At 54.6% G+C, this 22,630-nt stretch carries 26 protein-coding genes and 1 pseudogene; 15 read left to right on the forward strand and 12 right to left on the reverse strand.

Annotation, left to right across the window (positions count from 1 at the left end; all coding sequences use genetic code 11):
* Positions 1-6: 6 nt before the first annotated feature.
* Both ACRZ91_RS00800 and ygfZ read right to left on the reverse strand, forming a co-directional pair.
* On the reverse strand, positions 7-960 hold the full coding sequence (locus ACRZ91_RS00800) for an ABC transporter transmembrane domain-containing protein (RefSeq protein WP_480901856.1): 954 nt from the start codon (positions 958-960) through the stop codon (positions 7-9).
* A gap of 90 nt (positions 961-1,050) precedes the next feature.
* Positions 1,051-1,788, reverse strand: coding sequence for a CAF17-like 4Fe-4S cluster assembly/insertion protein YgfZ (gene ygfZ / locus ACRZ91_RS00805; RefSeq protein WP_170770261.1), 738 nt, complete (start codon positions 1,786-1,788; stop codon positions 1,051-1,053).
* Between the two features lie 73 nt (positions 1,789-1,861).
* On the opposite strand from ygfZ, the gene ACRZ91_RS00810 reads away from it, so the two are divergent.
* Positions 1,862-2,536: a TIGR04283 family arsenosugar biosynthesis glycosyltransferase gene (locus ACRZ91_RS00810; protein ID WP_029621734.1), complete on the forward strand. Its 675-nt coding sequence runs from the start codon at positions 1,862-1,864 to the stop codon at positions 2,534-2,536.
* Positions 2,537-2,543: 7 nt separating this feature from the next.
* Here ACRZ91_RS00810 and ACRZ91_RS00815 read toward each other — a convergent pair.
* A pseudogene (locus tag ACRZ91_RS00815) lies at positions 2,544-3,299 on the reverse strand (hypothetical protein); the annotation flags it as partial.
* Between the two features lie 81 nt (positions 3,300-3,380).
* Positions 3,381-4,250 carry a MurR/RpiR family transcriptional regulator gene (locus ACRZ91_RS00820; RefSeq protein WP_170779195.1) on the reverse strand — a complete coding sequence of 290 codons (870 nt, stop codon included), beginning with the start codon at positions 4,248-4,250 and terminating at the stop codon, positions 3,381-3,383.
* Between the two features lie 123 nt (positions 4,251-4,373).
* Here ACRZ91_RS00820 and ACRZ91_RS00825 point away from each other — a divergent pair, with 123 nt between their 5' ends.
* The 5 genes from ACRZ91_RS00825 (at position 4,374) to ACRZ91_RS00845 (ending at position 9,253) form a co-directional block, all read left to right on the forward strand.
* Positions 4,374-5,168, forward strand: a complete 795-nt coding sequence (locus ACRZ91_RS00825; protein ID WP_480901859.1) for an N-formylglutamate amidohydrolase — start codon at positions 4,374-4,376, stop codon at positions 5,166-5,168.
* Complete coding sequence (locus tag ACRZ91_RS00830) at positions 5,165-5,746, forward strand: TRAP transporter small permease subunit (RefSeq protein ID WP_480901861.1); 582 nt, start codon at positions 5,165-5,167, stop codon at positions 5,744-5,746. Before ACRZ91_RS00825 ends, ACRZ91_RS00830 begins: the two co-directional genes overlap by 4 nt.
* The gene (locus ACRZ91_RS00835; protein ID WP_010439063.1) at positions 5,743-7,062 is read left to right on the forward strand and encodes a TRAP transporter large permease; all 1,320 of its coding nucleotides are present in this window, start codon (positions 5,743-5,745) and stop codon (positions 7,060-7,062) included. The genes ACRZ91_RS00830 and ACRZ91_RS00835 overlap by 4 nt, the downstream gene beginning before the upstream one ends.
* A 51-nt stretch (positions 7,063-7,113) precedes the next feature.
* A complete protein-coding gene (locus ACRZ91_RS00840) occupies positions 7,114-8,148 on the forward strand; it encodes a TRAP transporter substrate-binding protein (protein ID WP_480901864.1) in 1,035 nt (344 codons plus the stop codon).
* A 334-nt stretch (positions 8,149-8,482) separates the two neighbouring features.
* The gene (locus ACRZ91_RS00845; RefSeq protein WP_480901866.1) at positions 8,483-9,253 is read left to right on the forward strand and encodes an alpha/beta hydrolase; all 771 of its coding nucleotides are present in this window, start codon (positions 8,483-8,485) and stop codon (positions 9,251-9,253) included.
* Positions 9,254-9,312: 59 nt separating this feature from the next.
* Here the strand turns inward: ACRZ91_RS00845 and ACRZ91_RS00850 are convergent, their stop codons facing one another.
* Positions 9,313-9,594: a hypothetical protein gene (locus ACRZ91_RS00850; protein WP_170420982.1), complete on the reverse strand. Its 282-nt coding sequence runs from the start codon at positions 9,592-9,594 to the stop codon at positions 9,313-9,315.
* Between the two features lie 371 nt (positions 9,595-9,965).
* Here ACRZ91_RS00850 and ACRZ91_RS00855 point away from each other — a divergent pair, with 371 nt between their 5' ends.
* Together ACRZ91_RS00855 and ACRZ91_RS00860 are read left to right on the forward strand one after the other, a co-directional pair.
* Positions 9,966-10,190 (forward strand): DUF2188 domain-containing protein, encoded by a 225-nt coding sequence (locus ACRZ91_RS00855; RefSeq protein WP_480901868.1) that lies wholly within the window; start codon positions 9,966-9,968, stop codon positions 10,188-10,190.
* Positions 10,191-10,192: 2 nt separating this feature from the next.
* Positions 10,193-10,831, forward strand: a complete 639-nt coding sequence (locus ACRZ91_RS00860) for a hypothetical protein (RefSeq protein ID WP_480901871.1) — start codon at positions 10,193-10,195, stop codon at positions 10,829-10,831.
* 24 nt (positions 10,832-10,855) lie between these two features.
* On the opposite strand, the gene parE is transcribed toward ACRZ91_RS00860, so the two are convergent.
* The 3 genes from parE to ACRZ91_RS00875 all read right to left on the reverse strand — a co-directional run bounded on the left by parE (position 10,856) and on the right by ACRZ91_RS00875 (position 14,200).
* Positions 10,856-12,814 carry a DNA topoisomerase IV subunit B gene (parE, locus tag ACRZ91_RS00865; protein WP_480901873.1) on the reverse strand — a complete coding sequence of 653 codons (1,959 nt, stop codon included), beginning with the start codon at positions 12,812-12,814 and terminating at the stop codon, positions 10,856-10,858.
* A gap of 270 nt (positions 12,815-13,084) precedes the next feature.
* Complete coding sequence (locus ACRZ91_RS00870; protein ID WP_480901875.1) at positions 13,085-13,585, reverse strand: helix-turn-helix transcriptional regulator; 501 nt, start codon at positions 13,583-13,585, stop codon at positions 13,085-13,087.
* 36 nt (positions 13,586-13,621) lie between these two features.
* Positions 13,622-14,200, reverse strand: a complete 579-nt coding sequence (locus ACRZ91_RS00875; RefSeq protein ID WP_480901878.1) for a hypothetical protein — start codon at positions 14,198-14,200, stop codon at positions 13,622-13,624.
* 215 nt (positions 14,201-14,415) lie between these two features.
* Between ACRZ91_RS00875 and ACRZ91_RS00880 the strand changes: the two genes are divergently transcribed.
* The 4 genes from ACRZ91_RS00880 to ACRZ91_RS00895 all read left to right on the forward strand — a co-directional run bounded on the left by ACRZ91_RS00880 (position 14,416) and on the right by ACRZ91_RS00895 (position 18,415).
* The gene (locus tag ACRZ91_RS00880) at positions 14,416-15,099 is read left to right on the forward strand and encodes a TIGR02466 family protein (RefSeq protein ID WP_480901880.1); all 684 of its coding nucleotides are present in this window, start codon (positions 14,416-14,418) and stop codon (positions 15,097-15,099) included.
* Between the two features lie 113 nt (positions 15,100-15,212).
* A complete protein-coding gene (locus ACRZ91_RS00885) occupies positions 15,213-15,821 on the forward strand; it encodes a carboxymuconolactone decarboxylase family protein (protein ID WP_480901883.1) in 609 nt (202 codons plus the stop codon).
* A gap of 180 nt (positions 15,822-16,001) precedes the next feature.
* The gene (gene ppk2 / locus ACRZ91_RS00890; RefSeq protein ID WP_260025204.1) at positions 16,002-16,931 is read left to right on the forward strand and encodes a polyphosphate kinase 2; all 930 of its coding nucleotides are present in this window, start codon (positions 16,002-16,004) and stop codon (positions 16,929-16,931) included.
* 119 nt (positions 16,932-17,050) lie between these two features.
* Positions 17,051-18,415 (forward strand): MATE family efflux transporter, encoded by a 1,365-nt coding sequence (locus ACRZ91_RS00895; protein WP_480901885.1) that lies wholly within the window; start codon positions 17,051-17,053, stop codon positions 18,413-18,415.
* 4 nt (positions 18,416-18,419) lie between these two features.
* On the opposite strand, the gene ACRZ91_RS00900 is transcribed toward ACRZ91_RS00895, so the two are convergent.
* Together ACRZ91_RS00900 and ACRZ91_RS00905 are read right to left on the reverse strand one after the other, a co-directional pair.
* A complete protein-coding gene (locus tag ACRZ91_RS00900; RefSeq protein WP_170469092.1) occupies positions 18,420-18,821 on the reverse strand; it encodes a hypothetical protein in 402 nt (133 codons plus the stop codon).
* A gap of 7 nt (positions 18,822-18,828) precedes the next feature.
* The gene (locus ACRZ91_RS00905; protein ID WP_480901887.1) at positions 18,829-20,031 is read right to left on the reverse strand and encodes a pyridoxal phosphate-dependent aminotransferase; all 1,203 of its coding nucleotides are present in this window, start codon (positions 20,029-20,031) and stop codon (positions 18,829-18,831) included.
* Between the two features lie 92 nt (positions 20,032-20,123).
* On the opposite strand from ACRZ91_RS00905, the gene ACRZ91_RS00910 reads away from it, so the two are divergent.
* The 3 genes from ACRZ91_RS00910 (at position 20,124) to ACRZ91_RS00920 (ending at position 21,345) form a co-directional block, all read left to right on the forward strand.
* Positions 20,124-20,516, forward strand: coding sequence for a helix-turn-helix domain-containing protein (locus ACRZ91_RS00910; RefSeq protein WP_010439102.1), 393 nt, complete (start codon positions 20,124-20,126; stop codon positions 20,514-20,516).
* Positions 20,513-20,770, forward strand: coding sequence for a succinate dehydrogenase assembly factor 2 (locus tag ACRZ91_RS00915; RefSeq protein WP_170770280.1), 258 nt, complete (start codon positions 20,513-20,515; stop codon positions 20,768-20,770). The genes ACRZ91_RS00910 and ACRZ91_RS00915 overlap by 4 nt, the downstream gene beginning before the upstream one ends.
* Before the next feature lie 77 nt (positions 20,771-20,847).
* Positions 20,848-21,345, forward strand: a complete 498-nt coding sequence (locus tag ACRZ91_RS00920) for a MarR family winged helix-turn-helix transcriptional regulator (RefSeq protein WP_170538906.1) — start codon at positions 20,848-20,850, stop codon at positions 21,343-21,345.
* An 80-nt stretch (positions 21,346-21,425) separates the two neighbouring features.
* Here the strand turns inward: ACRZ91_RS00920 and ACRZ91_RS00925 are convergent, their stop codons facing one another.
* Both ACRZ91_RS00925 and ACRZ91_RS00930 read right to left on the reverse strand, forming a co-directional pair.
* A complete protein-coding gene (locus ACRZ91_RS00925) occupies positions 21,426-22,121 on the reverse strand; it encodes a DUF1194 domain-containing protein (RefSeq protein ID WP_480903362.1) in 696 nt (231 codons plus the stop codon).
* Complete coding sequence (locus tag ACRZ91_RS00930; RefSeq protein WP_170538909.1) at positions 22,115-22,543, reverse strand: VOC family protein; 429 nt, start codon at positions 22,541-22,543, stop codon at positions 22,115-22,117. The genes ACRZ91_RS00925 and ACRZ91_RS00930 overlap by 7 nt, the downstream gene beginning before the upstream one ends.
* Positions 22,544-22,630 lie beyond the last annotated feature (87 nt).

Consider the following 22,630-nt stretch of genomic DNA (forward strand, 5'->3'; position numbering starts at 1 on the left):
CATCCTTCAGGTGCGGTCTTTTTTGTTGCGCGGTCGCCGGTATCGCTCGGGGTCTGGACCAAACAGTTCAAGCATCAATTCGAACTTGATGCGATTGGCGCTGACTTGGCGATAGAATGCGATTAGGAATGCGGTTGGACCTTGTATGCGTGTTAGCCCGCTGGTGGCAGCAACCACGGTGCCGACGTCCGTACGCCCCTGCAAAACCAGCCATCCGCCAAGCATCAAGATGCCAACCGTCCCGGCACCGTTGATAACGCTCAGCAAGAATTTGGCAGATAATTTCCAGATGAACATGCGACGGCGTGTTTCGTAAATGTCATCAAACAGTGCCTCGATATCTGTAGATACAGCCTCGATATCCTCGGTCGTCAAACGGTCGGTCGAATTGCGCAGGATACGGACCCGTTCGGCGACAAAGACGTTCACGCGCCGTTGCGAGACCAGAACAATGATGATTTGTGGAAGGATCATCGAAAACGCGATCAGACCCAGGCCGGGTTGTGTGGATGAGATATAGCCAATCACACTGATCAACGTTCCGATCTGAACAACGGGGTCGGAAAAGGCGCCGCCTGCAAATTTACCAAGCTCTTCAGCCTCGGCAGAGACGGCAGTGCTCATGGTTCCCTTGCGAAAGGATCCTCCGGTTTGGTTGAGGTCAGCTGCGCGCACCAACAGGCGTCGACGGATCAGGCGGATCAAGTCCTCGCCCAAAGTGCCCGCCCGGTAGCCCAGCACCCATTTCAGGGCAAGGCTCAGCAAAATGACAGCCATCATGCCAGCGCCTAATGTCAACAATCGCTCGACCCCGACATCTGCCGAAGTCAGATGGTTGATGATGTCGCGCTGAAATTCCAGCGGAACTGCAGCTAGCGCTGCGACTGCCAATGACAGCAGGATAAGTATTACTTGCCGGCCCGCACTGGCCCGCCAGATTGCCCGATACAGCCGGAACATCTTTTACATCCCTCTTGCAGTTCCGGCGCCAGTGTTACCGCGCAGCGCGATGGGTTCCAGCGAAAACGTGGCGCGAGGCTATCCGTGGGGTTAGTCGGTCAAACGCACGATCGCATCGCCCGCCAGCATGTCCCCTTGGGCGCGGTCAAGGCGCAGATAGGCAATTGCTTTGCCATTGGATTGCGTAAACAAAGTTCCGGCGGGCTTTCCACCAGACTGTATCTCGGTTCCGATCGGTGCAGCGCCCGTAATTTCAACAACACGCAAGCCTTTGCGCAGTTCGGTTTTGTGCTTCATGCGCGCGGTGACTTCCTGGCCAACATAGCAACCTTTTTTGAAGTCGAGGCCATTCAGGGCTTCGAAACCGGCTTCAAGTATGTAGCTGTCTGGCGTTAGTTCGATATTTGTCTCTGGAATGCAATGACGGACGCGGATCGCATCCCAGTCTGTACCATCTTCGTCTTCCGGTGCCGAAGAATAGCCGCGCCAGCCAAGATCGGGATGCCTCGGATCGGGCAGGGCGCCTTCTGGTGCGGGGCCTGTGCCGCGCTGCAGATTGAGGTCGGTCGCTTCGATCGCAACATCAGCACGCAGCTTGTACATCGTCAGGCGCTTATTCAGCGCGTCGGCCAGATCCTCTGCCACGTCCAGCAGAATCGATGATCCGTCCCGTTTCAAAAAGAAATCAGCCAGATACTTGCCCTGCGGGGTCAGCAGGGCAGCGTAGACCAACCCCTCATTCATCCGCTGTACGTCATTTGTGATCAGCCCTTGCAGAAAGCTGTCAGTATCCTTGCCGGTCAGGCGCAGAATGCGGCGATTGGGCATGGGTTGATCCTCGTCATTTGGTCTGGCCTCGTGATATAGGAGAACGCGCCGCCATGACCAGAGGGTATCAGACGTGTCCGCCCCAATCAGCATCGTGATCCCGACATTGAATGCAGGGCAGGAGCTGCCAAGTACTTTGCAATCGCTGATGGAAGGTCTGCAACAGGGACTGATCCGCGAGTTGATCGTCAGCGATGCTGGTTCGGATGATCACACGCTAGAGATCGCTGATGAGGCAGGGGCCAGGATCGTGTCAGGCGCCCCATCACGCGGCGGGCAATTGCGGAGGGGATGCGCTGAGGCCAAGGCTGACTGGTTGCTGATCCTGCACGCGGATACCGAGTTGCAACCGGGCTGGACCGCAGCGGTTGCAGAGCATCTGAACACAGGCCAACCTGCGGCCTTTCGTTTGCGGTTCCGCGCCAAAGGCGTGGCCCCACTTTGGGTTGCTGGCTGGGCGAATTTGCGCAGCCGCCTTTTCGGGTTGCCTTACGGCGATCAGGGACTGTTGGTCCAGCGCCAGACCTATCTGTCGGCGGGTGGGTATCCGGATCAGCCATTGATGGAAGATGTCGCCCTGGTTCGCGCCCTGCCGCGCTCGGTGCTGTTAAAAGCGAATGCGGTTACGAATGCGGAACGCTATATCCGTCAGGGCTGGTTTCGGCGGGGTGCGCGGAATCTCTGGACATTGGCGCGCTATTTTCTTGGGGCTGATCCGGCGAAGTTGGCAAAGGCGTATCGGGGATAAAGGCGGTGCGCAGTTCAACAATGGACTTGCCGAGGCGAAACGGGGCCGCAAAACTGACCAGACATAGGGCGATGATCTGTAAGACCAGAATATGCGCATTGGCCTGCAGATATTCCCATTCCTCCTTCAATTTGCCCACCTGATCAATCAGATCGTCATAGCTCTGGGCGAGGATCAGGTAGTCGCCTGCGATGGCAGGTACTTTGCGGCGCATGCTGTCAACGGCGGCTCGCGTGGTTTCATCCAGAGAGGTGAACACCAGAAACTGCTGGATATCAAAAGCATCGGCCTTAGCGGCCATATCGCGAGCCTCTTCCATCTCGTCCTTTGATGTCCGGCCAAACAGGAAATGCAGCCCTTGCAGCGGTGCAACTTCGTTTGTGACCGCAATAAAGAGCGGTAAATCGGCATTGCTGGCGGTCGAGGCAGACAAGAATTCCACCTTTTCACACAAAACGGCGGTATCAGGATCATATGCCGGATCGCAAAACCGCAGTCGAAAGCGTGCTGCGTCGCGGTCGAAGGCCAGAGTTGCAGCATAAGCGACGTCAATTTGCCGATCCAATCGTGAGCTGTCTGATGTATAGAGCCCCGCCAGTACGGCGACCAATGCGCCGATCCCGCCCAAAACCACCCAGACAAGATCTGCAAGTTTCCAGGCTCGGTGTCCCGCTGGCTTCCGGAATAAGAAGCCGGTTCCCAATAGGCCGATCAGAAACGAAAGAATAAGCAACGGTAGTTGATTGTCGGCAATAAATGTCATGTGTACAGAATGTACGGTCTGAGGTCGTTCAGACAATAGTGTTCACGCGCAGTTGTATCTCATGACACCACGAAAAAGGCGTCAGGATCCCGAGCTTTGACCGAATTTGCGGAACAGTTTGGTCCTGTCGAATGCCTGCTCAAGCTCTTCCGTACGTTCTTTCACGCTGTCCCACAGACGTTCTTGCATTTCGGCGATCACACATTCCAATAGTACCAGGATCGAGGCCATGGAATCCCACGCAGACGGAACCGCGATACGCGCTGCAAATGTGTGCTTTGCCAGCCGATGGATCGGCGAACGCCATTGATCCGTCAGCAGCACGACCTCGGCGCCTCGTTCATGGCAAAGCTGTCCGATCAGCAGCGTGGTGTTTTCGTACCGCCGCACATCCAAGGCCACCAACACGTCCCCTTCACGCACCTCAAGCAGATCATGGGTCCAGGAGGCCGCATCTGATAGCAGTTTCACGTCGGGCCGTATCATTTGCAGGTGCAGATATAGATACTGCGCCAGCGTCCCGGTAATGCGTCCTCCGGTTATGAAAATGCGTCGATCCGGATCGCACAATAGGCGGCAAAAGCTGTCGAACTCTTCCGGAGCCACCTCATCGATTGAACGCCGTTGGTTGTCCAGCGCCTGCCGGGAATAGCGGTTTAGGATATGTTCCTCTGGCAGATCATTTTGCCAGACATCCCGCTTGGCAACGGGACCCGAGATCATCTCTTTCACTTCGCTGCGGATAGCGGCTTGAAACTGAGGATAGCCGCCAAATCCTGTTTTCTGCAGCATACGCGCGACTGTCGTGGTTGAAACCGAGGCGATGCTTGCAAGTTCCGTAATGCTGCCAAGACCTGCCATTGGATAATCATCCAGCAGCACATTCACCAATTGCCGCTCCGATGGGGTCATCGTTTCGCGATGGGCAAGGAGTCTTTCAGTTACGCGCACGGATTACATCCTCTTTGGTTGTCCACCATCCAATGTGTAATTTTTGACATCTGAAACGGTTGTGTGGGATATTTTACAGGAAAATTATTGACAGGTTAAGGCTGGGTGTAGAAATTTTTCCCCATGGAATCGCACAACAACCTTTCGCCGCTCGGGCATCTGGATTTTGGACCGGTAGTTCACGCACGCGAACCGGCGGACAGCCCATCGGTTATCGTGGTCTGTGAACATGCATCGTGCCGGATACCCAAAGAATTGAGGGACTTGGGTCTAAACGCGGATGCTTTGCGCAGCCATATCGCATGGGATCCGGGTGCTTTGCCTGTCGCGCAGGCTATGGCACGACAAATGTCTGCTTCATTGATCTACGGAGGCGTTTCGCGGCTTGTTTATGATTGTAATCGACCACCTGAAGCCGACGATGCGATGCCTGCTAACAGCGAGGATTTCGCGATCCCAGGCAACGCCTCCCTGTCTGACGCTGATCGCAAGGCCAGAGTCGAAGAGGTCTATAAGCCATTTTGTTTGGAACTTGCAGGAATGTTGGATCGTCATCGCGAAACGCTTGAGTTGATGGTGACAATACATAGCTTTACGCCCGTGTATCGGGGACAGAAACGGACTGTCGAATTGGGCTTATTGCATGGCGAAGACGAGCGCTTTGCGTTGAAAATGCTGGAAAAAGCCCCTGCGGACCTACCGCTGAAGACGCGCCTGAATGAGCCATACTCAGCCCACGACGGCGTGGCGCATACGCTGGACGTTCACGCGCAACCAAGAGGTTTGCTGAATGTCATGATCGAAATTCGCAATGATCTGATCGAGACGCCCGAGCAACAACAAGCGATTGCTGATGATCTAGTGCATTGGATCGAAAACACGATGAGCGCGATCCAAAGCGACGGCGCGCGGCAATGAAAATGATGGCCGCATATGTGCGCATCGTTGATGCGGTGAACTATCGGATCGGGCGGGTCATGATGTGGGGCCTGTTCGTGATGATGGGTATTTTGCTGTGGTCCTCGATCTCGAAAACGTTCTTTCTACCTTCGCTCTGGACGCTGGAAATGGCGCAGTTTGCAATGGTGATCTACTACATCATAGGAGGTCCGTACTCGATCCAATTGGGTTCGAACGTCCGGATGGATCTGTTTTATCACAATTGGAGCCCGCGCCGGAAAGCTTGGTTCGACGCCTGCACGGTGTTGTTACTGATCCTATATCTTGGCGTGCTGTTCTATGGTGGACTTGGTTCGACCGCCTACAGCCTCGGCTATTGGGGCGATGAACCGGTTTCCTATTTCACAGGCCTTCTGACCGGCAGTGAAGAGATCGGGAGACTTGAACGCTCATCGACTGCATGGAGGCCCTATATCTGGCCGGTCAAGGCAATTATGGTGTTCGGCTTCTTTCTTATGCTGCTGCAAGCAATTTCTGAACTCTTCAAAGACATCGCACGGATCAACGGGCAGGAAATCGGGGTCAGCCGGGCATGAGTCAGGAATATATCGCCATTTTCATGTTTGCCTCAATGATGCTGATGCTGTTTACAGGCCAGCGCGTTTTCGGGGCCATCGGAGCGGTTTCGGCGATTGCGGCGCTGGCACTGTGGGGAACAGGCGGGCAGGATATTCCCTTTTCGGCCGCGATGAAACTGATGAAGTGGTATCCGTTGCTCACGCTGCCGATGTTTATCTTCATGGGTTATGTTTTGAGCGAAAGCCGCCTGGCGGACGACCTCTATCGCATGTTTCACGTTTGGATGGGGCCGGTGAACGGAGGCCTTGCGATCGGTACAATCGGGCTGATGGTTCTGGTTTCTGCTATGAACGGCCTCAGTGTCGCCGGAATGGCCATTGGGGCGACAATTGCTTTGCCCGAGCTTTTGCGGCGCGGATACGACAAAACCATGGTGACCGGGGTCATTCAAGCCGGATCGAGCCTGGGGATTCTCGTGCCGCCTTCCGTGGTTCTAGTGCTCTATGCCATGATCGCGCGGCAACCTGTGGGTCAGCTGTGGTTGGCCGGTATTGTGCCCGGGCTGCTGATGGCGTCAATGTTCATCCTCTACATATGGATACGCTGTCGCATTCAACCTCAGCTCGGCCCAGCGATGGAGGACGCGCACGAAGTGCCTCGGGCCGAAAAAATCCGGTTGTTGGGGGCAGGCGCTCTGCCGCTGATTATCTTCGCGTCCATGATGATCCCCTTCGTCAATGGCTGGACCTCGCTTGTTGAAAGTTCAGCGATCGGGGCGCTGGCGGCTTTAGCGGCCTCGGTTCTCAAACGCCGGATGACGTGGAAAATCTTTGAAGACTGCACCAAGCAAACGCTGGCCATATCCTGCATGTTCATGTGGATCATTCTGGCCGCACTGGGATTTGGAGCCGTATTTGATGGATTGGGTGCGGTTAAGGCCATCGACAATCTGTTCACCGAACAACTCAATCTTTCACCATGGATGATCCTGATCCTGATGCAGCTCAGCTTTATCGTAATGGGCACGTTCCTCGATGATACCGCGATGCTCGTCATCGTTGCTCCGCTATATGTACCGCTGGTGGGGGCATTGGGTTTTGATCTGATCTGGTACGGCGTGCTTTATACGATCACGACCCAGATCGCCTATATGACGCCGCCATTCGGCTACAATCTGTTCCTGATGCGAGCGATGGCCCCGCCCGAGATTACGCTTCGCGATATCTATCGCTCGATCTTTCCTTTTGTGGGCGTAATGGTTCTGGCGCTCGCGATAATCATGATCTTCCCGGAAATAGCGCTTTGGCTGCCCGGATATGTTTACGGAAATTAACCAGAAGGCCCGGCAAACGGGCACTTGAACTTTAACGGAGAGGAAATTGACATGACGACAAGACGTAAGTTTCTCAAAACTGCTGGGGTGGGGGTTGCAGCTGCACCTTTGGCCGCACCGGCGCTTGCGCAAAGTACGATTACATGGCGAATGCAGACCTATGCAGGGCCAGCGCTTGCGGCCCATGTGATCGATCCAGCCATCGAGATGTTCAACAAGATCGCCGGTGACCGAATGCAGATCGAGTTGTTCTACGCCGATCAGCTTGTGCCCACCGGAGAGCTGTTCCGTGCCATGCAGAAGGGCACCATCGATGCGGTGCAGTCGGATGATGACTCGATGGCTTCACCCACCGAGGTCACTGTTTTCGGCGGCTATTTCCCATTTGCCTCGCGCTATTCTCTGGATGTACCGGTTCTGTTTAACCAGTGGGGCCTGAACGAGATCTGGGATGAGGAATATTCCAAGGTCGGCGTGAAGCATATCAGTGCCGGCGCGTGGGACCCCTGCCACTTTGCCACCAAGGATCCGATCAACTCGCTGGAGGATATGAAGGGCAAGCGCATCTTCACCTTCCCGACGGCGGGTCGGTTCCTGTCGCAGTTCGGCGTGGTTCCTGTGACCCTGCCGTGGGAAGACATCGAAGTCGCGGTGCAAACCGGAGAGTTGGACGGCATCGCGTGGTCAGGCATTACCGAAGACTACACCGTCGGTTGGGCCGATGTGACCAACTACTTCCTGACCAACAACGTATCGGGCGCCTGGGCGGGTCACTTCTTTGCTAATATGGACCGTTGGAACGAACTGTCCGAAGACTTGCAGACGTTGTTCCGCGCTTGCTGTGATCAGTCGCACTATTATCGCCAGTGGTGGTATTGGGGTGGTGAAGCCAACCTTCGCGTCAATGGCACCAAGATGCAACTGACCACAATTCCAGATGCCGAATGGGCGCAGGTCGAAGAAGCGGCTGTCAAATTCTGGGATGAGATTGCAGCTGAATCCGAGACCAAGGCCAAGGTTGTTGAAATCTTCAAGAAATATAACGCCGAAATGCAAAAGGCCGGTCGGCCCTATCGCTACGGCTGACCCAACTCGACCGGTCCGCGAGTGAGCGGGCCGGTCGCAACAGCAGCAAGAATTTTCGTCGGATTTTCTCGATCAAACTGGCCGAATTTTTTGATCCTGTGACACCAGGCGCGGCGCTCTGTCAGGCACACAATCTACCAACATGGGCCTACGAGACGCATTCATCCAAGTGTTTCCTATACCCCAACCAGACTTCGTCGAATGTGCCTTCATCGCCCCAAATGCCATCCAACGGACCGGGGACAATACCCCAGTCCTTTGAGCGCAGTGCAGTAACGGACTTGCAGACCCTATCCTTCACCTCACATATTGGTCACAGGTGAGGGAGTTTTTCATGACAAAAGAGATTGTTTTGATCCACGGAGCTTTTGCCGGGCCGTGGTGCATGCAAGATTACGCGGAGTTCTTTCGCGCACGCGGCTGGTCGGTACACACGCCTGCGTTGCGGTATCATGGCGGCGACCCTAACGCCGAACCTGATCCGGGCCTGACCGAAACCAGCGTCTTGGATTACGCCAACGAAATAGCTGAATTCGTTCAGGGTTTGGACAGCAAACCTGTGCTGCTGGGCCATGCCATCGCGGGCGTAGTGGCACAACAGGTGGCGTCTCGTGGTTTGGCCAGCGCCATTGTCCTGATCAACCCGAACGCAGCCTGGGGCACCTTGCCTGAAACTGACGACGAACGTGCTGTGCCGCGCGCTTTGATGGAAGGTGGGGCGTTCTGGAAACAGCCCATGCGCGTCGATTTCGACCTGATGGCCCCCTTTGCGCTGAACAAGATGCCCGAGGCGCAGCAGCATGAGGTGTTCGATCAGCTCGGCCCTGAAAGCGGGCGGGTGATGTTCGAGATGTTCTTTTGGATGTTCGACGATCACCACGCAATGAAGGTGGATATCGACAAGGTCGACTGCCCGGTTCTGATCGTTTCAGGCACCGAGGACAGGGCCGTGAACCCCAACACCTGCCGCGCGCTGGCGAAGCTCTACGGAGACCGCGCGACGTTTCTGCCCGTAGAGAACCACGCGCATTTTCTGTTCATGGAACCGGGCTGGGAAGGCCCAGCCGGACAGATCGCCAATTGGCTGGATCAGAAATTGGGGTAGGATGGGGTTTCACCCCATCGCTCCCGGTACGCTTTGATGGGTTGGAAACCCATCCTACGTCAGTTGTTGGTTTGAAACGTGCTCTGCGGTTTCCAGACCAGAGAGCCATCGTCATTGCGATGACACCGCAGCAGCCGTTCCTCGCGCGTACTGATGGTTGAGGTGACGGTATTGTCGCCGGTCAGCAGGATGAAGGCGTCGGGCGAATAGGCCATGCCGTCATAATAGCAAAACCGCGTCTCGGCGCCGTCTGGAATGGGCGATGCGGTGCTGAGCATCTGCTGCGCGGGGGCTGCCGAGGCCAGCAGGGTCAGGGCAAGCCCGAGGGTTAGTGTTTTCATGTCGTCCTCCCGTTCGGAAAATTGTTGGTTGTTTATTTGGGTCTTGGACGCTCGGAACCTCAAATGTCGTTCTTGGATGACGGTTTGAGGTTAAGTGTGAACGAGATCAACGGGTTAGGCAAGGGGGTTGCGGTGTGCCGGGCTGAAGCCCGGCCAACGGGTTGTGGGTTTATCTCGTGCTGTACTGCCGAAATTGGTGGAATTCATTAAGCAAACCTTCGCCTCATCTCATTGAAGCGCCGAGGTCAAAAATTCACCTTCTATTTACTCCGATGATATAATCACTTGGTTTCAACTCAGAAGTGAAACCTAAGCATTGAATGCCAGGGCATGAGAACATATCCTAAAATTATCTTCCGATGGAGACTCAGATGGCTCAAAAAGGACTGCATGTAACCCCGCGCAATGGGAAATGGGCCGTTCGTGCTGCGGGAAAGTCGCGTGCAGCTCGAGTCGTTTCGACGCAGAAGGAGGCTGAGAAGATCGCCAAAGAGCGAGCCAAGAGGGATGGCGGCGAAGTTTATGTGCACGGACGTGACGGTAGAATTCGCGAAAGAAGTACCTACGGCAAAGACCCATATCCGCCGAAAGGTTAGAATTGGAAGACTACGAAAATTCAGTTTTTATCAACTGTCCATTTGATGAAGATTTCGCCCCAATACTAGAAGCAATGCTATTTTGCGTTGTAAGGGCAGGCTTGAAACCTCGCCTTGCTTCAGAACGACTGGAGGCTGGCGAGAACCGGCTTGATAAGATTCTCGAAATCATTGGGAACTGCAAATATTCTGTACACGACTTGAGTTTAGCAGTCGCTGTGAATGCAGGTGAATCTTTCAGGATGAATATGCCATTTGAACTGGGTTTAGACATGGGGCGCCGAAGAGCACCAGATCCCGAAACCGCAGACAAACGGTTTATCATTTTCGAAGATAAACCTTATGAACTTAAGCGTTGCTTGTCAGATTTGGCTGGTACGGACGTAGCGTTTCATAAGCGGGATTTCAGAAAAGTAATTAAGAGCTTGAGGGATTTTTTTCGTGTAGAAGCAGGACGTGCATTGCCTGGCGCTACAACTCTTGAAAATGAATATTACGATTTCCAAGGGTGGATGGTTGAAAAGAAAATCGGCGAAGGGCACACCGAAGTGGAAGCTACTCAGTTGCCTACACAAGAACGCCTTGATGAAATGGTGATTTGGAATGCTCTAGGACGCCCCATTAAGTTTGATATGGAATAATTCGGCGCACTAGATTTTTGGCCTTTAAACATCCAACTCCTCCACAAACCGCGCGTTCTCCTGAATGTACTGGAACCGCAGTTCGGGTTTTTTGCCCATTAGACGCTCGACCAGATCGCCGGTCTCGCCGGGTTCGTCCTCGTCGATGGTGACCCGGATCAATTTCCGGGAGGCCGGGTCCATTGTGGTTTCTTTAAGGTCCTTGGCGTCCATTTCGCCCAGACCCTTGAAGCGTGAGACGTCGATTTTGCCTTTGCCGCCCAGACCTTTTTCCAGCCATTCGTCGCGCTCGGCCTCGTCCAGACAATAGACACGTTTGGCGCCTTGGGTCAGGCGGTAGAGGGGCGGGCAGGCGAGGTACAGGTGGCCCGCATCGATCATCGGGCGCATCTGGGTAAAGAAGAACGTCATCAGCAGCGAGGCGATATGTGCCCCGTCCACATCCGCGTCGGTCATGATGATGATCTTGTCATAGCGCAGGTCGTCGACGTTGAACTTGGTGCCAAGGCCAACACCCAGCGCTTGGGTCAGATCGTTGATCTCGGCATTAGTGCCCAGTTTCGAACTGGCGGCGCCCAGCACGTTCAGAATCTTGCCGCGCAGGGGCAGCAGAGCCTGTGTTTTGCGGTCGCGGCCCATCTTGGCGGAGCCACCGGCCGAGTCGCCCTCGACAATGAATAATTCGGTTCCGTCGCGTGTTGAACTGGAACAGTCCACCAGCTTGCCGGGGAGACGAAGTTTCTTAGTGGCGGACTTGCGTTGTGTTTCCTTCTCGGCCCGTCGGCGCAGGCGTTCTTCGGCCCTCAGGATGAGGAAGTCGAGGATTGCGCCTGCGGATTTCGTGTCCGCGGCCAGCCAGTTATCGAAATGGTCGCGGACCGAGTTTTCGACCAACCTTTGCGCCTCGACCGTGGCCAGACGGTCTTTGGTTTGGCCGACGAATTCCGGTTCCGAGATAAAGCAGGACACCAACGCGCAGCCGCCGGTGATCAGGTCGTCACGGGTGATCTGACCCGCCTTCTTGTTGTTGATCAGCTCGCCATAAGCCTTGATCCCTTTGAGGACCGCAGCCCAGAACCCGGCCACGTGCGTTCCGCCTTCGGGGGTGGGGACGGTGTTACAGTAGGACTGGATGAACCCGTCGCGTGAGGGTGTCCAGTTGATTGCCCATTCGACCTTGCCGGGGGTGCCGAATTTTTCCTGAAAGTCCACGGTGCCGGCAAAGGGCTGCTCGGTATAGGTGGACGAGCCGTTCATGGTTTCTTTCAGATAGTCAGAGAGCCCGCCGGGGAAGTGGAATGTGGCCTCGGTTGGCGTTTCACCGTCATCGATGGCAGATTTCCAGCGGATTTCGACGCCCGAGAACAGGTAGGCCTTGGAGCGGATGGATTTGAACAGCCGCGCCGGTTTGAACTTGTGATGGCCGAAAATCTCGGCGTCCGCATGGAAGGTAACGGTGGTGCCGCGCCGGTTGGGGGCCGCGCCGACCTTTTCCACGGGACCCAGCGGGATACCACGTGAAAAGCGTTGCTCGTACAGCTGTTTGTCGCGCGCCACTTGAACGACCATAGAATCCGACAAGGCATTGACCACCGACGCGCCCACGCCGTGCAGACCGCCCGAGGTCTGATAAGCCTTGCCCGAGAATTTTCCGCCCGCGTGCAGGGTGCACAGGATGACTTCAAGCGCCGATTTGTCGGGGAACTTGGGGTGCGGGTCGATCGGAATGCCACGCCCGTTATCGCGTACGGTCAGGGCGTAATCGGAATGCAGTTCGACCTCGATCCGGTTGGCGTGGCCCGCTACGGCTTCGTCCATCGAGTTGTCTAGGATTTCAGCCACCATATGGTGCAAGGCACGCTCATCGGTACCACCGATATACATGCCGGGCCGTTTTCGAACCGGTTCCAGCCCTTCGAGCACCTCAATGGATGAGGCGTCATAAGTTGTGGTCGCTTCTGGCGTCAACAGATCGTCGGGCATGGGTGCTGCTCTTGTTTTTGAGTTTCCCCCATTATGGCAGGTGATGTGGTCCGGGGGAAGAGGGGCGCGAGGTGTTGTGGGTGTTTTGGACTGCGATTGGTCTGAGCAGTTTTTGCGGCATTGAATCAACCGCTTGTTGCGTTACTCGAGAACGGGACTTTGTAAGCACGCTTAGCCTCCGCTTCATACGCTCTTGAACGTTTGCTTTTAGGCGATTTCCGGACGGGCTTTCAGAACACTTAAGAAACTAGATTCGATTGACTGAGGAGTTCACTCTTTCTCTTCAATCAATAGCTCTTCAATCAGAACACACAAAAGTTGCGTTCTCGATTTAACATTGGCTTTTCTGTAGATGGAGTTGTTCTGCGACTTAATTGTGCCCTCACTGGTCTCACGCAATTTAGCTATCTCTGCGACAGACAATCCCTTCACAGTGAGTAGCGCAACATCTTGCTCTGCAGCGCTCAGATTCCAGCGGTCGAATTGCAGCTCCAGCATCCGGAAAAACTCACCTTGAGCCATCTGAAGACTATGCTTGATCTCCTGATGTCGCCGCAAAAAAAGTTTGTGGCTCTGCCAGATCAACACCCCCCCAATAACAAAGCCGAACAGGGTGATGAGCGCGGTGATTTCGTGCACCACCCAGCTCGCAGAGAAAAAATAATATCCGGTGATTTCGCCAACCAATTCAGCCGCAAACGCAAATGCGGAGATCGCATATATAGCGATCCCCGCCTTGAACATGGCGTCCTTGTTAAACCAATTGTTCAAACTTGAGACTCACTTGCGGGCAAGCGGAAATACACCTTAGTCATCATCTCCCTCACCATCGTCACCTTCGCCATCGCTTTCGCCGCCGTCGTCGCCTTCGCCATCGCTTTCGCCACCGTCGTCGCCTTCGCCATCGCTTTCGCCGCCGTCGTCGCCTTCGCCATCGCTTTCGCCACCGTCGTCGCCTTCGCCGTCGCTTTCGCCGCCGTCGTCGCCTTCGCCGTCGTTTTCGCCGCCGTCGTCACGCTCGCCATCATCGCCTTCGTCGTCACGTTCGCTATCATCACCTTCGCCGTCATCTTCTTCGTCATCAAATCCTTCATCATCATCTTCATCGTCAAAATCTCTGTCGTCGTCTTCTTCGTCATCGTACTCATCGTCACGCTCAGATCGATCGCGGACGATGGTTCCATCTTTTCCCAATACCACTTCTCTCTCGATCCCAGGCCCAGTTGCCTCAAAGCGGAGATTCCCAAAAAGCGTGTTTGTTATTTCAATTCTCTGGAAACCTTGTTCAGTAAGCTCGTCGATGACGTCTTGTTTGGTGGTTTGCGAGAGTGCTGTTGTAGCCATCAAAACAAAGGTTGTCGTAAGACCCATAGTTTTCTTGTTCATGTTCCTATCCTCAACGATTTTGCTGATTAATTTAGACCACTCGCCGCTGAAGCTGGGAATATAACTTTGGATGGTTTCGCCATACTTGAACCAAAGATCTATTTCCTCAACGATAGGGGGTAACGCACGTAAAGTATTAAGGTGTGGGTTTGGAAAGCCCTAGGAGATCTGGCCAGGAAGACTCTTGCAGGTGCGCTCGGGGTGATCTGAATATTTTGACCAACAGTTTAGTTGAAGGTAACGCCAAGGACATGCCCGAAGCCAAGAAATTCGAGAAGCTTTTCTCCACTCCAATGATGCGATTCCAAGTGCCCAACAGCGCAGCATTAAATGCGGCGTTGTTGTTTGAGGCAGAAAAGATGCGTGAGGAAGATGAAGGCGTCTCAAAGTCCAATCGCGGGGGTTGGCACTCACGAGGGAATCTATTTGAACGCGATGCGCCGGCCATTCAGACTTTGCGCGACGCAGCAAAAGATGCGGTTTTCCAGATGACACGAAGGGTCTCGGACAAGGTTAAACCGGACGAACTTCGTCTGAAACTGTTCGGCTGGATGAACGCCAATCCCTCCGGCGGTTACAATGCACCACATACGCACCCCGGAGCGCATTGGTCAGGTGTATACTATGTCTCTCAACCCGAGGTCGAAGAAGGTTCGTCTGGAATGATTGAATTTCTCGACCCTCGGAATGAGTTGCCGCACTGGCGGATACTTGAGGCGAGTGCATTTCGGAACAAAAAGAAGCTGCGCCCATCTCCGGGTGAAATGATCCTGTTTCCATCCTATCTGACCCATTGGGTCCACCCAAATCAAAGCGAGGACAGCCGTGTAACCGTTGCGTTTAACGCAACTTTTCGTCGCCCTAAGTCAGGCACGCTGAAAACGTCAGGAAGCAAGTAGTATTTCATTCTGCGCAAACGATATCTAACGGATACATGTCGAATTCGTCTCGCCACCTACTCAAAGCACTCCTAGTCTGTGGACATTAATCAGTTACGACAACAGGAACCCAAATGAGCTGGATCAAGACCATACCCTATGCCGAGGCGACGGGCAGGCTGCGCAAACTCTATGACCGGGTCACCGGCCCGGACAACAATGTGGACAACATCATGATGGCGCACAGCCTGCGCCCGCACTCGATGGAAGGCCATATGGCGATGTACAAGGCTGTACTGCATCATTCAGGCAACGCTATCCCGAAGTGGTTTCTTGAGGTGCTGGGCGTGTGGGTCAGCTCTCTGAACCGATGCGGGTATTGTGTCGAGCATCATTTCGCGGGTCTGCAGCGGTTGTTGCAGGATGAAGCACGAGGGAACGCGATCCGGGCGGCGATTGAGGCAGGCGAGCCGGGGCAGGCGCCTTTGGACGCGGCGCAGGTTGCTGCGATGTATTATGCACGTCTACTGACCAAAGCTCCGGCGGATTTGACTGAAGCCGATGTTGAGCGTTTGCGCTCCGCTGGTTGGGATGATGGAGAGATTCTTGAGATCAATCAGGTATGCTCGTACTTTTCCTATGCGAACCGAACCGTACTTGGGTTAGGGTGCTCGACGGATGGGGACGTTCTGGGACTGTCGCCGAACAACTCGGAAAATCCGGATGATTGGGGCCATCGGTGAGGGCAGGAGCGAGGGGCCAGCCCCTCGCGCTCCCCGAGATATTTTTGGCCAGATGAAGGGCGGATCGGCGCGCCTGCCCGGAGGCTCAGTTAAAACACAACTCTGTTTGACACCAATCAAAGCGCTGAACATGCCGAACTGCTAGCTTTCTCTTCGACAGTGAAACCGAGGAGAGAATGTATGGATGCAACGCCCCAGATCAGTCAGAAATCACCTCATATTAATTCGGCAACTGCCCCAAATGCGGAGGCCTCGGCGCCGACGCTTGAAAAAATTCGGCAAGCTTTTGAAAGCGGTAACTATCCCTATGTCCGAAAGATGGCGCGCAAGGATTATGAGGCGCAGAAGGCCGAGTTGCAGGCTGAGTTGCTGAAAGTTCAGTTGTGGGCCCAGGAGACAGGCCAGCGGTTTGTGCTGTTGTTCGAGGGGCGCGATGCGGCCGGGAAGGGCGGCACAATCAAGCGGTTCATGGAACACTTGAATCCGCGTCAGGCGCGCGTCGTTGCGTTGAACAAGCCAACGGATGAAGAGAAAGGGCAGTGGTATTACCAGCGGTACGTGCAACAGCTGCCGACCTTGGGTGAGATGGTGTTTTATGACCGGTCCTGGTACAATCGCGCGGGTGTCGAACGGGTTATGGGGTTCTGTTCTCCCAACGAGTACTTGGAATTCATGCGCCAAACTCCTGAATTGGAGCGGATGTTAGTACGCTCGGGCATTCAGCTCTACAAGTACTGGTTCTCGGTCACACAGGAAGAACAGCAACGGCGCTTTCGGAGCCGTGAAACCGACCCATTGAAACAATGGAAATTGTCGCCGATCGACAAAGCCAGCCTGAGCAAATGGGATGACTATACCGAGGCGAAAGAGGCGATGTTCTTCTACACCGACACGGCCGACGCGCCCTGGACCATTGTAAAATCTAATGACAAAAAACGCGCGCGTCTGAATTGCATGCGTCACTTTTTGTCGACGTTGGACTATCCTGACAAGGATCACGAGATCGTTGTTGAACCTGACCCTCTGATCGTGGGGCAGGCGCATCATGTGATCCATCGCTCGGACCATATTCTTGGAACGGCACTGCATCCAGATGCAAAAATTGGCTAACGGGCCGGGTCATCACCAGACAGGTGATGGCCCACTTGGTACAAGTCAAGTAAGTCTCACATTGAAATAAACTTGTTCTGCTCTTGTCTTGCGCTGCGGGCAAGCCTAAGGCTGGCGGGATGAACAAGGTGATGACATATCCCGGCCATTTGCGGGCAATTACAGTGTTGGGCGTGCCATTGATTGGCGGGCATTTGGCACAATATGCGATCGGTCTGACCGATACCATCATGCTGGGGTGGTACGGGGTCGAGGCACTGGCCGCAGTGACATTGGCCAGCAGCTATTTCTTTGTTCTTTTTCTGTTTGGCGCAGGATTTGGCTTGGCCGTTATGCCGATGGTGGCGACTGCTGCGGCTGAAGAGAATGAGACCAGCATACGCCGGTCGACCCGCATGGGCCTGTGGCTGTCTTTGATCTATGCGACGGTGATGATGCCCCTTCTGTGGTGGTCACAACCCATTCTGATTGCATTAAAGCAAGAACCGCAAGTTGCTGAAACCGCAGCTATTTACCTGCGTGTGGCAGGGTGGGGCCTGTTCCCGGCGTTGTTGGTGATGACCCTCAAGTCCTATTTGGCCGCACTTGAACGAACGCAGATTGTGCTCTGGATCACGGTTGTTGCTGCTGTTGTGAATGGATTGACGAACTATGCGTTGATTTTCGGCAATTGGGGTGCGCCTGAGTTGGGAGTGATGGGTGCAGCCGTTGCTTCGGTCGTGACGCAGATCGTGTCACTGGTCGCGGTGGTGATTTATGCGGTGAAGGCGTTGCCGGAACACAGTCTGTTCCAACGTTTTTGGCGTCCGGATTGGGAAATGTTTATGAGCGTTCTACGCCTGGGCGTTCCGATCGGCCTGACGACACTGGCAGAGGTGTCTTTGTTCGCAATTTCAGCGGTGATGATGGGCTGGCTGGGTCCGGTGCCACTGGCGGCGCATGGTATTGCTCTGAATCTCGCATCTGCGACATTCATGGTGCATCTGGGACTGTCAAATGTAGCAACAATCCGCGCGGGAAATGCATTGGGTCGTCGAGATCGTGCACATCTTGAAAAAGGCGCCATCACAGTGACCGGAATGTCGCTGGTGGTTTCAGTCTTAACCATTATTCTGTTCTTGACCTGTGCCGAGCCTCTCATTTCCTTGTTTATGGAATTTGATGATCCGCAACGGCCAGAAATTCTGTTGATTGGCACCGGGCTGCTGGCAATGGCTGCTTTGTTCCAACTGGTCGATGGCGCTCAGGTGATCGCACTGGGTCTTTTGCGCGGATTGCAGGATGCCAAAGTGCCGATGGTGATGGCCGCGCTCAGCTATTGGGTGATCGGGATCCCTGCATCATATTATTTCGGCTTCGTTCAGGGCATGGAAGGGATTGGAGTGTGGCTTGGCCTGGTGCTGGGCCTTGCCTGTGCTGCTGTGCTTTTGATGTCGCGATTCTGGCTGCGGTCTGTGCGCGAAGTTGGCGAAGTTCCGGCCTAAGGGTTCAACCTTTGCTGATCCGATCTGATTTTTTGCGCACAAGCACCGAACGCAGATCGTGCATAGCCATCAATAGCCGATCCGTGACGTCCTCCAACTGCTCATCCGTGGCCTTGGACTGCGCCCATTGCGTCGTCAGATTCAGATGGTCGACGGCGCGATGAATATCATCCAAGTCGCGGCGTGATAGCAGGGCTTTCCGCTCTTCCATCCAGCGCGTGATTTCGGCTTTGTCCGCATCGGACAGACTACGTTGACCCTGCGGTTTGACCTCACCATTGCGGATGTTGACCACTGCGATCTGATCCATCTCGATCCGACGTTGGCGGTTTTCCGTATCGATCTTGAACACTGCTGCGCCATTCTCGCGTACGCGGAAGTAATATTCGGGCAGGGTTGTGGACATGGAAACCTCAGGTCAGGGACGCGCAGAAGCGTTGGATACGGGTGCAAGCCTCGGTCAGCGCTTCATCAGATGTCGCGTAGCTGACACGGAAATTGGGAGATAGACCAAAGGCCGCGCCAAACACCACCGCAACGTCGGCTTCTTCCAGCAGGGCAGTCGCAAATGCTTCGTCCGAGTCAATCACCGTCCCTGCCTGGGTGGTCTTTCCGATCAGGCCAGCAATGGAGGGGTAGACATAGAATGCGCCTTCGGGTGTTGGGCAAGAGATGCCATCGATCTGGCTAAGCATATCGACCACCAGATCGCGACGGCGTTTGAATATCTCGTTATTTGGCGCAAGAAACGCCTGAGTCCCATTCAACGCTTCAACCGCAGCCCATTGGCTGACCGAGCAGGGATTCGACGTGGACTGTGACTGCACTTTACGCATTGCCGCGATCAGATCGACCGGGCCCGCAGCATATCCGATGCGCCAGCCGGTCATGGCATAGGCTTTGGAGACGCCGTTGCAGGTTAGCGTCCGGTCGTAAAGCCCCGGTTCCACTTGTGCAGGCGTGCAGAATGCGAACCCGTCATAGGCCAGATGCTCATACATATCGTCGGTCATCACCCAGACATGCGGGTGCCGCATCAGCACGTCAGTCAGCTCTTTCAGCTCTGCTCGGCTGTAGCCCGCACCGGTTGGATTGGACGGAGAATTGAAGATGAACCATTTGGTCTTCGGCGTAATCGCTGCTTCTAACTGATCGGCCGTCAGTTTAAAGTTGGTCTGAAGTGAGGTTTCAGTAATCACCGGCGTCCCGCCTGCCAGCAAGACCATATCCGGATAGCTGACCCAATAGGGTGCGGGGATGACGACCTCATCCCCCTCATTCAGTGTGGCCATCAGGGCGTTGTAAAGCGTCTGCTTGCCCCCGGTCCCGACCGAGACCTGAGCGGGCGTATATTCCAACCCGTGGTCACGCTTCATCTTGGCGCAGACCGCCTGTTTCAGCTCGGGGATACCATCTGGCGCTGTGTATTTCGTCTTGCCTGCGGCGATGGCGGCAACAGCGGCGTCCTTGATGTTCTGCGGTGTGTCAAAATCCGGCTCACCAGCACTCAGCCCGATGACATCGCGCCCAGCGGCTTTCAATTCAGCCGCTTTGGCTGTCATGGCGATGGTGGGCGAGGGTTTTACGCGTGACAATGTCGCAGACAGGAAACTCATGGGTAGCCTCAGTTTGTATGTTCAGCCTGACTGTCATAGGGTGCGCCGAAATATCGATCAAGCCAATTGAACCTCACCTATTGGAGACCCCAATGAACGACGAAACGGACTGGTTCGGACCGGACACTGCAACCTTTGGAGATCGCGTCGCGGGCGCGCGCGAGGTTGCGGGTATGACCCAGACACAATTGGCCCGTCGTCTAGGGGTCAAAAAGGCGACGATAATTTCGTGGGAAGATGATCTGTCCGAACCCCGTGCCAACAAGCTGTCGATGATGGCCGGGCTGTTGAATGTCTCGATCATGTGGCTTTTGACCGGCGAAGGCGACGGCATGGATGAGACCAGCCTGAACGGCGATGTGGACTCGGAGCTGCGCGATCTGGTGGCAGAACTGCGTACAATCAGGGGTGAGATGCGCGCGAGTTCAGAGCGCTTGGCCAGAGTGGAAAAGTCGCTGCGCCTGAAGCTGGAACGCAGTCAATGACCGAATCCCGCGAAACTCGGATCAAGCGCATGAAAATGCGCTCGATGCGACGTGGTATCAAAGAGATGGATTTGATCCTGACAGCCTATGCTGATCGCAACCTGTCATTGATGGATGACGATGGGTTGAATACCTATGACGCGCTGCTGCACGAAAATGATCAGGATTTGTATCAGTGGGTCACCGGTCAGGCCAGCCCTCCGACAGAGCTGTCAGATTTGATCGCGGACATTGCACAAACCTTTCAGAAATAAGGGATAATTCAGCTTAACCGATTTTTCGGAAATTCGCGCCATGTTTTCAGAAACAGCGCGATGAATCGGAGGATCAGATGAGTATGGAGTTACAGGTCGCCGCGCCAGGGACCAAAGGATTCATGACGGGCTATCTTGAAGCACTGGCGCTGGTTGAGCGTCTGCACCGCTTGCTTCTTGATGTCATCAAGGATGAATTTGAACGTGTCGGCGTGTTGGAAATCAACGCCGTGCAGGCCTTGTTGTTGTTTAACATAGGCGATCATGAAGTGACTGCCGGAGAGTTGAAGAGCCGAGGCTACTATCAAGGCAGCAATGTCAGCTACAACCTCAAGAAGCTGGTTGAGATGGGGTATATGCACCATCAGAGATGCGAAATTGACCGGCGTTCTGTCAGAGTGCGATTGACCCAACGCGGGCGAGAGATTCGCGATATAGTATCTGATCTATTTGCCCGTCATGCAGAAGGGCTGCAAAATCGTGGCGTGATTGGTGCGGATGGAATTGAAGAGATATCGGGTTCATTGCGACGGGTCGAGCGGTACTGGACAGATCAAATTCGCTATATTTACTAGCGGTTTAAGAGGTCAGAGACCGAATTTCATTGGACTGTCCAATGAAGCGGCACTTTATGCCTGCAGATGTGAAACATTCATCAGGGGTGCAGCTCGGTAAGTTCAAAACCCATCAATTCTCGTTCCAGCTTGCGTCGCATTGCGTTTTCAAAGTCTTCAAATCCATTTGCGATTTCAACGAAAGCTCCGGGGCCGTGCAGGACGTTGGACTGAAAAAACGGGATCAGGTCGATTTCGCCCTCAAAGTCGCCAGCGTTAATGACCAGACCATTCACGGTCGTGTTCTGGAACGGAAAATGCTTGTAGGCGATTTGAGGTCCGTAACCATCGTTGTTTTTCCCATCACCTGAAATGTCGATGGTTTGGAACAGGCAGCGGGGCGCGCGTTGCATGAGCGTTGCACCGTATGCCAAAGCATGTCCCATTGCTGTTGGATAATCATTGGCAGACCTCTCGGAATCGCCGATGCTGTGTGCGGCAGCAAGCAGGTCTGCAGGCGTCTCGATCAAGAGCCAATCCAAAAGAAGTTTCTGGTTGAAACTGCCGGACCATTCGTAGACCGCCAGTGCAACCGGCTGCGGAGACCTAAAAAAAGCCTCTTGCACTTCTGGTGCGATCAGGGCGGCGGCCAACCCTTTGCGCTGCAATGCATCTTCGACAGCATCGACAGAAGTTGAGATGTCCATAGCAAGGGCAAGTGCAAGGCGACATTGCTCGGCCCAAACGGGGCCGCCTGAAACGAGCAACCCCAGAGATGTTATCCGGCGGATCACCAGTGACCGGTGCTTTCCATGCTTGTCCACGGTTCCGCCGGTTCCAGTGCCTCTCCGTTTTGTAGTAATTCAACAGAGATGTTGTCGGGCGAGCGCACAAACGCCATTCGCCCGTCGCGGGGTGGGCGGTTGATTACGATCCCGTTGTCCTGAAGGTGCTGGCAGGTCTCATAAATATTGTCGACACCATAGGCGAGGTGACCAAAATGGCGGCTGTCGCTGGGCAGTTTATCGTCGCCATCCCAGTTATAGGTCAGCTCGATCGGGGCGTCTTCCTGACCAGGAGGGGCGAGGAAAACCAGTGTGAATCGACCTGCTTCACTGTCGTAGCGGCGGGTCTCTTTCAGGCCAAGAAGCTCATAAAATGCCATGGATTTCTCAAGATCCTTCACGCGGACCATAGTGTGGAGGTATGTCAGCCCCATCGCGACTTTCCTTACATTGATTGTGATGCCCAGCACCTTAGCGCGCCGGGATGCGGTGTCGAGAGGGCAGGACTGACACAATTCGTA

Source organism: Ruegeria sp. O11, assembly GCF_056535285.1.

Bases quoted from the DNA above. Each gene is read 5' to 3' on its own strand.
- ACRZ91_RS00920 (WP_170538906.1), top strand. From the start codon at position 20,848: ATGAGTATGGAGTTACAGGTCGCCGCGCCAGGGACCAAAGGATTCATG.
- ACRZ91_RS00875 (WP_480901878.1), bottom strand. From the start codon at position 14,200: ATGAACAAGAAAACTATGGGTCTTACGACAACCTTTGTTTTGATGGCT.
- ACRZ91_RS00915 (WP_170770280.1), top strand. From the start codon at position 20,513: ATGACCGAATCCCGCGAAACTCGGATCAAGCGCATGAAAATGCGCTCG.
- ACRZ91_RS00840 (WP_480901864.1), top strand. From the start codon at position 7,114: ATGACGACAAGACGTAAGTTTCTCAAAACTGCTGGGGTGGGGGTTGCA.
- ACRZ91_RS00905 (WP_480901887.1), bottom strand. From the start codon at position 20,031: ATGAGTTTCCTGTCTGCGACATTGTCACGCGTAAAACCCTCGCCCACC.
- ACRZ91_RS00900 (WP_170469092.1), bottom strand. From the start codon at position 18,821: ATGTCCACAACCCTGCCCGAATATTACTTCCGCGTACGCGAGAATGGC.
- ACRZ91_RS00885 (WP_480901883.1), top strand. From the start codon at position 15,213: ATGAGCTGGATCAAGACCATACCCTATGCCGAGGCGACGGGCAGGCTG.
- ACRZ91_RS00910 (WP_010439102.1), top strand. From the start codon at position 20,124: ATGAACGACGAAACGGACTGGTTCGGACCGGACACTGCAACCTTTGGA.
- ACRZ91_RS00850 (WP_170420982.1), bottom strand. From the start codon at position 9,594: ATGAAAACACTAACCCTCGGGCTTGCCCTGACCCTGCTGGCCTCGGCA.
- ppk2 (WP_260025204.1), top strand. From the start codon at position 16,002: ATGGATGCAACGCCCCAGATCAGTCAGAAATCACCTCATATTAATTCG.
- ACRZ91_RS00825 (WP_480901859.1), top strand. From the start codon at position 4,374: ATGGAATCGCACAACAACCTTTCGCCGCTCGGGCATCTGGATTTTGGA.
- ACRZ91_RS00835 (WP_010439063.1), top strand. From the start codon at position 5,743: ATGAGTCAGGAATATATCGCCATTTTCATGTTTGCCTCAATGATGCTG.
- parE (WP_480901873.1), bottom strand. From the start codon at position 12,814: ATGCCCGACGATCTGTTGACGCCAGAAGCGACCACAACTTATGACGCC.
- ACRZ91_RS00800 (WP_480901856.1), bottom strand. From the start codon at position 960: ATGTTCCGGCTGTATCGGGCAATCTGGCGGGCCAGTGCGGGCCGGCAA.
- ACRZ91_RS00930 (WP_170538909.1), bottom strand. From the start codon at position 22,543: ATGGGGCTGACATACCTCCACACTATGGTCCGCGTGAAGGATCTTGAG.
- ACRZ91_RS00855 (WP_480901868.1), top strand. From the start codon at position 9,966: ATGGCTCAAAAAGGACTGCATGTAACCCCGCGCAATGGGAAATGGGCC.
- ygfZ (WP_170770261.1), bottom strand. From the start codon at position 1,788: ATGCCCAATCGCCGCATTCTGCGCCTGACCGGCAAGGATACTGACAGC.
- ACRZ91_RS00845 (WP_480901866.1), top strand. From the start codon at position 8,483: ATGACAAAAGAGATTGTTTTGATCCACGGAGCTTTTGCCGGGCCGTGG.
- ACRZ91_RS00895 (WP_480901885.1), top strand. From the start codon at position 17,051: ATGAACAAGGTGATGACATATCCCGGCCATTTGCGGGCAATTACAGTG.
- ACRZ91_RS00830 (WP_480901861.1), top strand. From the start codon at position 5,165: ATGAAAATGATGGCCGCATATGTGCGCATCGTTGATGCGGTGAACTAT.